This window comes from Lysobacter antibioticus HS124 (genome assembly GCF_000336385.2).
Lineage (GTDB): Bacteria > Pseudomonadota > Gammaproteobacteria > Xanthomonadales > Xanthomonadaceae > Lysobacter > Lysobacter firmicutimachus.
Genome location: NZ_HG424521.1, coordinates 40,860 through 47,755, shown reverse-complemented (window position 1 = coordinate 47,755; position 6,896 = coordinate 40,860). Strand labels below are relative to the sequence as shown.

7 protein-coding genes are annotated in these 6,896 nt (G+C 71.6%); 5 read left to right on the top strand and 2 right to left on the bottom strand.

The window, feature by feature from the left end:
• A partial coding sequence (locus TX83_RS15120; protein ID WP_064748797.1) for a M56 family metallopeptidase occupies positions 1-1,513 on the bottom strand: 1,513 nt, incomplete at its 3' end.
• Position 1,514: 1 nt separating this feature from the next.
• On the bottom strand, positions 1,515-1,901 hold the full coding sequence (locus TX83_RS15115) for a BlaI/MecI/CopY family transcriptional regulator (RefSeq protein ID WP_064748796.1): 387 nt from the start codon (positions 1,899-1,901) through the stop codon (positions 1,515-1,517).
• A 200-nt stretch (positions 1,902-2,101) separates the two neighbouring features.
• Here TX83_RS15115 and TX83_RS15110 point away from each other — a divergent pair, with 200 nt between their 5' ends.
• From TX83_RS15110 to TX83_RS15090, 5 genes are all read left to right on the top strand, one after another.
• On the top strand, positions 2,102-3,181 hold the full coding sequence (locus tag TX83_RS15110; RefSeq protein WP_075575189.1) for a cation diffusion facilitator family transporter: 1,080 nt from the start codon (positions 2,102-2,104) through the stop codon (positions 3,179-3,181).
• Positions 3,182-3,384: 203 nt separating this feature from the next.
• Positions 3,385-3,942, top strand: a complete 558-nt coding sequence (frr, locus tag TX83_RS15105; protein WP_064748795.1) for a ribosome recycling factor — start codon at positions 3,385-3,387, stop codon at positions 3,940-3,942.
• A 150-nt stretch (positions 3,943-4,092) separates the two neighbouring features.
• Positions 4,093-4,857, top strand: coding sequence for a polyprenyl diphosphate synthase (uppS, locus tag TX83_RS15100; RefSeq protein ID WP_064748794.1), 765 nt, complete (start codon positions 4,093-4,095; stop codon positions 4,855-4,857).
• Positions 4,854-5,705 carry a phosphatidate cytidylyltransferase gene (locus TX83_RS15095; protein ID WP_064748793.1) on the top strand — a complete coding sequence of 284 codons (852 nt, stop codon included), beginning with the start codon at positions 4,854-4,856 and terminating at the stop codon, positions 5,703-5,705. The genes uppS and TX83_RS15095 overlap by 4 nt, the downstream gene beginning before the upstream one ends.
• A 7-nt stretch (positions 5,706-5,712) precedes the next feature.
• Positions 5,713-6,891 carry a 1-deoxy-D-xylulose-5-phosphate reductoisomerase gene (locus tag TX83_RS15090; RefSeq protein WP_064748792.1) on the top strand — a complete coding sequence of 393 codons (1,179 nt, stop codon included), beginning with the start codon at positions 5,713-5,715 and terminating at the stop codon, positions 6,889-6,891.
• Positions 6,892-6,896: the final 5 nt, after the last annotated feature.

Genomic DNA, 6,896 nt, shown 5'->3' with positions numbered 1-6,896 from the left:
TCGCCTGCGCGCGCGGCCCCTCGCGGCGCGCCTGCTCGGCGGCCCGTTCGGCCGTTGCCTGTTCGCGCGCGGTCCGATGCGCCTGCTGTTCGGCCTGGGCGGCGTGCCGACGCGCCATCGCCTGGGCCCGCTCGGCGACGCGCCGCCCCTGCTCGGCTTCGCGCCGGCCGTGCTCCGCCGCGCGCTCGCCCTCGATCCGGGCCGCGCGGGCATGGCGTTCGGCCTCGCGCGCCGTTGCCTCGGCGTCGCGCCGCGCGCGTTCGCCGGCGATCTCGGCCTGGCGCGACTCGCGCATCATCCGCTGCAGCCGTTCGCGCGTCGCCGGATCGACGACCTCGCGGTAAGCGCCGTCGTCGCCGATGCGGTAGTAGCGCTCGCCGCGCACCGCCCAACGCTGGTCCGGCACGCCGGCGCCGCGTTCGGTGATGCGGGTTTCGCCGGCGTTTTCCCCGGCGCGATCCGGGTCGGCCTTGGCCTGTACCGGCTGGGCGATATCCGCGGCGGCGATCCGGTAGGGGGCCAGACCGAACGCGGCGACCGCGGCGGTCAGGCACAGGGCGAGCAGGCGCGAAGTCGGAGCGGCGTTCTGCAGCATGGTCAATCTCCTCTTGAGGATCAGATAGGTCGGCGACGCGCTGGCCAGCCCCGCCTGCGGGCGCGGCCCCACGCCCAGGCGCAGCAGCAGGCGGCCGTAGTCCTGCGCCGGATAGCGCCGGCTGTCGAGCACCGCCGCGTCGACCGCGGCCTCGCGCGCCAGGGCGTACTCGCGCGCGATCAGGTGCGCGAGCGGATGAAAGAAAAACAGCCATTGCGCCACGGCCGGCACCCAGCCCCACCACAGGTCGCCGCGACGCAGATGTTCCAGTTCGTGGTGCAAGGCCATTTCCAGTTCGGCCTCGCTCATCGTCGCCAGCCGCGCCTGCGGCAGCAGCACGGTCGCCGGCCATGGGCCGAGCAGTTGCGGCGATTCGATCTGCGCCGACACGCGCAGCGCCGGCATCCGGCGCAGCCCCAGCGCGACGCCGAGCCGGCGCCACAGGTGCGCCACGCCGGCATGCTCGCAAGGCTGCGACGCGGCCAGCCGGCGGCGCACGCTGCGCCAGGCCCGCAGTTGCACCGCCGACATCGCCACGCAGCCGGCCAGCCACAGGCTCGCCCAGGCCAGCGACCAGGCCGGCAGCGCTGCGCCGACATCGGGCGCCGCCGGCACCGCTGCGCCGGCGGCGAGCGCGAACGGCACCCGCGCCGACCAGGGCGCGGCCGCCGGCAGCGTCTGGCCGATCGCCAGCGACGGCCACCACGCCGGCGCCGACAACGCCAGAGGCGTCGGCCAACACAGCCCGATCAACAACTGCAGCGCCGTCAGCCACCACAGGCGGCAGCGCGCCGCCGCGCTCAGGCCCGGCAGCCAACGGCAGGCCGCCCACACCAGCGCCACCAGCAGCAGCGACTGCAGGCTCGCCGCGGCGAGGCGCGCGATCAGCTCCGACGCCCAGGTCCCTGCGTGGCTCATGTCAGCGCTCCTTGCGCCGCGACTGCAGTTGCGCGACCAGTTGCTCCAGTTCGCCGAGTTCCTGCTCGCTGACCTCGCCACGCTGCGACATCCAGGCCACGAACGGCGACAGCGAACCTTGCAGGGTATTGGCGACGAACTGGCCGACCGCCGAGCGCATGACATCCTCGGACGCGGCCACGCTCGCGTAGCGGTACACGCCGCCGACCTTGCGCCGGCGCAGGAAGCCCTTGGCGCGCAGGCGCTCCATCATGGTCAGCACGGTCGAGCGAGCCAGACCGCGGGTCTGGCCGTAGTCGGCCGCGACCTCGCCGACCGAAGCGTCGTCGCGTTCGTCCAGGTAATGCAGCAAGGCCAGCTCCTGGTCGCCGATGGATTTACGGTTCATGCGCCCTCCTGACTACGTCTGTAGTCAGAGTGCTTTTGACTACAGACGTAGTCAAGCGGCCGAAAGTCATGGGCCGGACGCCCCGCGCCGCTCTGGCCGCCCGCTCCGATATCCGATTCCGTGCCCGCCTGCCGGGTTTAAAGCCGCGCCGCGACGGCCTGTAATAGTGTTCGCGGGCGGGCGCGTGACAGCATGACCGCATGCATTCCCACGGCCACCACCACGCTCACGGCGGGACCCGCGCCTTCGCCGCGGTCACCCTGATCAACCTCGCCTACACCGCGCTGGAGGCCGGCTACGGCTTCGCCACCAACTCCCTGGCCCTGCTTTCCGACGCCCTGCACAACCTCGGCGACGTGCTCGGCCTGGGCCTGGCCTGGGGCGCCGCCGCGCTGGCCCGGCGCAGCCCCACCGATCGCCACACGTACGGCTGGCGCCGCGCCACCCTGCTCTCGCCGTTGGCCAATGCGCTGCTGCTGGTCGGCTTCTCCGGCGCGCTGGGCTGGGAGGCGATCCGCCGCTTCGGCGCGCCGCCGCAGATTCCCGCGCTGCCGGTGATGGTGGTGGCGGCGATCGGCATCGCGGTCAACCTCGGCGCGGCCTGGCTGGTGCGCGACGGGCACGAGCACGACCTCAACCGGCGCGGCGCGTTCCTGCACTTGATGGCCGACGCCGCGGTGTCGCTGGCGGCGGTGCTGGCCGGCGCCGGCATGTGGCTGAGCGGCTGGGCCTGGCTCGACCCGGCGATCGCCCTGCTGATCGGCGCGGTGGTCGCGGTCGGCGCGTTCGGCCTGCTGCGCGAAAGCTTCGATGCGGCGATGGACGCGGTGCCGCGCGGCATCGACCGCAGCGAAGTCGAAACCCTGCTGCGCGCGCAGCCCGGCGTGGAGGCCGTGCATCATCTGCACATCTGGTCGCTCGGCGCCGGCGAGATCGCGATGACCGCGCACATCGTGCGCCCCGACGACAGCGACCACGACGCCTTCATCGACCGCCTCAATCGCGAACTCGACCGCCGTTTCGGCATCAACCACCCGACCTTGCAGGTCGAGCACGGCCGCGCCTGCGAGCACGACCGCCACGATCGCGCGCCGCACGGCGCGTTCGATCGCGCCCACGGGCATCACGGCCACCGCCACGAGCGCCACGATCACGACGAGCACCACGATCACGGCGAACACGACCACGACCGTCCGCACGATTGCGATGCCGGCCACGAGCACGGCGGCGGCGAGCCGCCCGCGCACCGTCACGGCCACGGATCCGCGACTTCGCGCTGAGGTCCATGCTGCATCGCAGCGAATCGCGGCCGACGCCACGGGCGGCCCTCGCGCGGCCGCTGGCGGCGCAAACCGTGACCGCCGACGCCCGTCCTGCGCCCCGGCCGGGCTGCGCGCGCGCCCCTCGGGGCGGCCTTCCGGCCCGCAAAACCCGCCCGAGCCCATATAATCCCGCGATTACCGCCATAGGACCGGAGCCGGCGATGCTCAACGACATCAAGAAAGACGCACAGAACCGCATGGCCAAGAGCGTCGAATCCTTCCGCCACGACCTGACCAAGGTCCGCACCGGGCGCGCCTCGACTGCGCTGGTGGACCATCTGAAGGTCAACTACCACGGTTCCGAGATGCCGCTGAACCAGGTCGCCAGCGTCCAGGTCAGCGATGCGCGCACCCTGACCATCACGCCGTGGGAGAAGCAGATCGTCGGTGCGGTCGAGAAGGCCATCCTGGCCTCCGACCTCGGCCTGACCCCGAACACCGCCGGCACGGTGATCCGCATCAACCTGCCGGCGCTGACCGAAGAGCGCCGCAAGGAACTGACCAAGGTCGTGCACAGCGAAAGCGAGAACGCCAAGGTCGCGGTCCGCAACATCCGTCGCGACGCCAACCATCAGGCCAAGGAACTGCTCAAGGACAAGAAGGTCACCGAGGACGAGCTGCGCCGCTTCGAAGACGAGATCCAGAAGGTCACCGACAGCGCGATCAAGGACGTCGACGGCGTGGTCAAGGCCAAGGAACAGGAGCTGATGGCGGTCTGATCCCGCCAGGCGCCGCGCGCGGGTTCGACTGAACTTCCGCGCGCTGCGCCGGTCCAGTTCCGGGTCCCGCACGCGGGCCCGGCTTCGCCCGGCCGCCAGCCCCCGTCAACGGCCGACCGTCCGCTTACCGAGATCCCCGTCATCGGCGCCATGCCCAACGAGCCCGCCCCCTCGCCCGCCCGCATTCCGCGCCATCTCGCCGTCATCATGGACGGCAACGGCCGTTGGGCCGAACGCAGGCGCCGGCCGCGCATCATCGGCCACCGCGCCGGCGCCCGCACGGTCAACATCTGCATCGATTTCTGCATCGCCCGCGGCATCCAGGCGCTGACCCTGTTCGCGTTCTCGAGCGAAAACTGGGGCCGCCCGGAAGACGAAGTCGGCGGGTTGATGAAGCTGTTCCTCAACGCGCTGGAACGCGAGGTCGAGGAGTTGGACCGCCGCGGCGTGCGCGTGCGCTTCATCGGCGAGCGCGACCGTTTCTCGGACAAGATCCGCGAACGCATGGCCGCCGCCGAAGCCCAGACCCGCACCAACGCGACCCTGCACCTGACCATCGCCGCCAGCTACGGCGGCCGCTGGGACATCGTCCAGGCGGCGCGTTCGCTGGCCGCCGACGTCGCCGCCGGCCGGCTCGCCCCGGAAGCGATCGACGAAGCCCTGTTCGCCTCGCGGGTCAGCCTGGCCGACCTGCCGCCGCCGGATCTGTTCATCCGCACCGGCGGCGACACCCGGATCAGCAACTTCCTGCTCTGGCAGCTGGCCTATACCGAACTGTGGTTCACCGAAGCGCTGTGGCCCGAACTCGACGAGACGATGCTGCAACGCGCGTTGGACGAGTTCGGCGGCCGCGAGCGGCGCTTCGGCCTGACCGGGGCGCAGATCGCCGCCCAGCCCAAAGAGACCGTTGAATGACCCGAACCCGCCTGCTCGCCGCGCTGGTCATGGCGCCCGTCGCGATCGCCGCGATCCTGCTGCTGCCGACGCCGTGGATGATCGCCGTGGCCGCGGTGCTGTTCCTGGCCGGCTTGTGGGAGTGGTTCGATCTGGCCGAGATCGAGGACACCTTGTCGCGCACGGTGCTGCTGGTCGCGCACCTGGCGCTGATGGTGACCATCGTCTGGGCTTCGCGCGGCGGCGGCATGGGCGCGGTGCAGGCGCCGTCGATGGTGTTGTTCAAGATCGCCTCGCTGGTCGGCGTGGTGTGGTGGCTGCTGGCGCTGTTGTGGCTGCAGCGCTTCCAGTTCGCCAGCAATCACGAGACCTATGCGCGCGCGTTCAAGCTCGCCGCCGCGGCGCTGAGCGTGATTCCGGCCTGGTGCGCGCTGGCCTGGATCCACGCCGAAGCGCCGAACGGCCATTGGTGGCTGCTGACCGCGCTGGCCGTGGTCTGGGCCGCCGACACCGGCGCGTATTTCGCCGGGCGCAAGTTCGGCATGCTCAAGCTGGCCCCGCGGGTCAGCCCGAACAAGACCGTCGAAGGCCTGATCGGCGGCGCCGTGGCCGGCGTCGCGGCCGGCGTGGGGTTCTCGTTGCTCGCCGGCGCCCGCACCGACCAACTGCATTGGGTCGCCCTGGTGTCGCTGGCCGCGGTGCTGTTCTCGGTGGTCGGCGACCTGTTCGAAAGCCTGCTCAAGCGCCATGTCGGGGTGAAGGATTCCGGCCATCTGATTCCGGGCCACGGCGGCATTCTCGACCGCATCGACGGCGTGCTCGCCGCGCTGCCGGTGTTCGCGCTCGGCAAGGCCATCTTCGGGTTCTGATCCGGCCATGACCGCTCCCGCCCGCAAAGTCGCCGTACTCGGCGCCACCGGTTCCATCGGCACCTCGGCGCTGGACGTGATCGCGCGCCACCCCGAAGCGCTGCGCGCCAGCGTGCTCGCCGCCGGCGGCCGGGTCGACGCCCTGCTCGCGCTGTGCGAGCGCCATCGCCCCGAACACGCGGTGATCGCCGACGAGCGCGGTTTCGCCGCGCTGCGCGACGGCCTGCGCGAACGCGGCCTGTCCACCCAGGCCCACTGCGGCGATCAGGCCCTGGTCGAGCTGGTCGGCTCGGACGCGTGCGACACCGTCGTCGCGGCGATAGTCGGGGCCGCCGGGCTGACCTCGACCCTGGCCGCGGCGCGCGCCGGCAAGCGCCTGCTGCTGGCCAACAAGGAATCGCTGGTGCTGGCCGGCGAGCTGCTGATGGATGCCGCCGCCCAGGCCGGCGCCTGCATCGTGCCGATCGACAGCGAGCACAACGCGATCTTCCAATGCCTGCCCGACGCCCACGCCCATGCCGGTCTCAAGCGCATCCTGCTGACCGCGTCCGGCGGGCCGTTCCGCGGCCGTACACGTTCCGACCTGACTGACGTCACTCCGGAACAGGCCGTGGCCCACCCCAAGTGGTCGATGGGGCCGAAGATCTCGGTCGACTCCGCGACGCTGATGAACAAGGGCCTGGAAGTCATCGAGGCCCACCACTTGTTCGGCGTCGGCGGCGAACGCATCCAAGTGCTGGTGCACCCGCAGAGCCTGGTGCATTCGCTGGTCGAATTCGTCGACGGCTCGACCCTGGCCCAGTTGGGCCTGCCCGACATGCGCACCGCGCTGGCGGTGGGCTTCGGCTGGCCGCAGCGGATCGACTCGGGCGTGGCCGGGCTCGACCTGCTGGCTCACGGCCGGCTCGACTTCGAACGTCCCGACCTGGACGCCTTCCCCTGCCTGCGCCTGGCCTTCGAGGCCCTGGCCGCCGGCGGCACCGCGCCGGCGGTGCTGAACGCCGCCAACGAGGTGGCGGTTTCAGCGTTTCTTCAGCGGCGCATCGGTTTCCTAGCGATACCGGCGCTGGTCGAGGACACCCTCGCCGCGCTTCCCCCCCAACCGGCCAGTTCGCTGGCGTCGCTGCGCGATGCCGACCAACGGGCCCGCCGCCACGCCGAGCAGGCGATCGTCCAACGAGCCTGAACCAT

Bases quoted from the DNA above. Each gene is read 5' to 3' on its own strand.
- TX83_RS15115 (WP_064748796.1), bottom strand. From the start codon at position 1,901: ATGAACCGTAAATCCATCGGCGACCAGGAGCTGGCCTTGCTGCATTAC.
- TX83_RS15110 (WP_075575189.1), top strand. From the start codon at position 2,102: ATGCATTCCCACGGCCACCACCACGCTCACGGCGGGACCCGCGCCTTC.
- frr (WP_064748795.1), top strand. From the start codon at position 3,385: ATGCTCAACGACATCAAGAAAGACGCACAGAACCGCATGGCCAAGAGC.
- uppS (WP_064748794.1), top strand. From the start codon at position 4,093: ATGCCCAACGAGCCCGCCCCCTCGCCCGCCCGCATTCCGCGCCATCTC.
- TX83_RS15095 (WP_064748793.1), top strand. From the start codon at position 4,854: ATGACCCGAACCCGCCTGCTCGCCGCGCTGGTCATGGCGCCCGTCGCG.
- TX83_RS15090 (WP_064748792.1), top strand. From the start codon at position 5,713: ATGACCGCTCCCGCCCGCAAAGTCGCCGTACTCGGCGCCACCGGTTCC.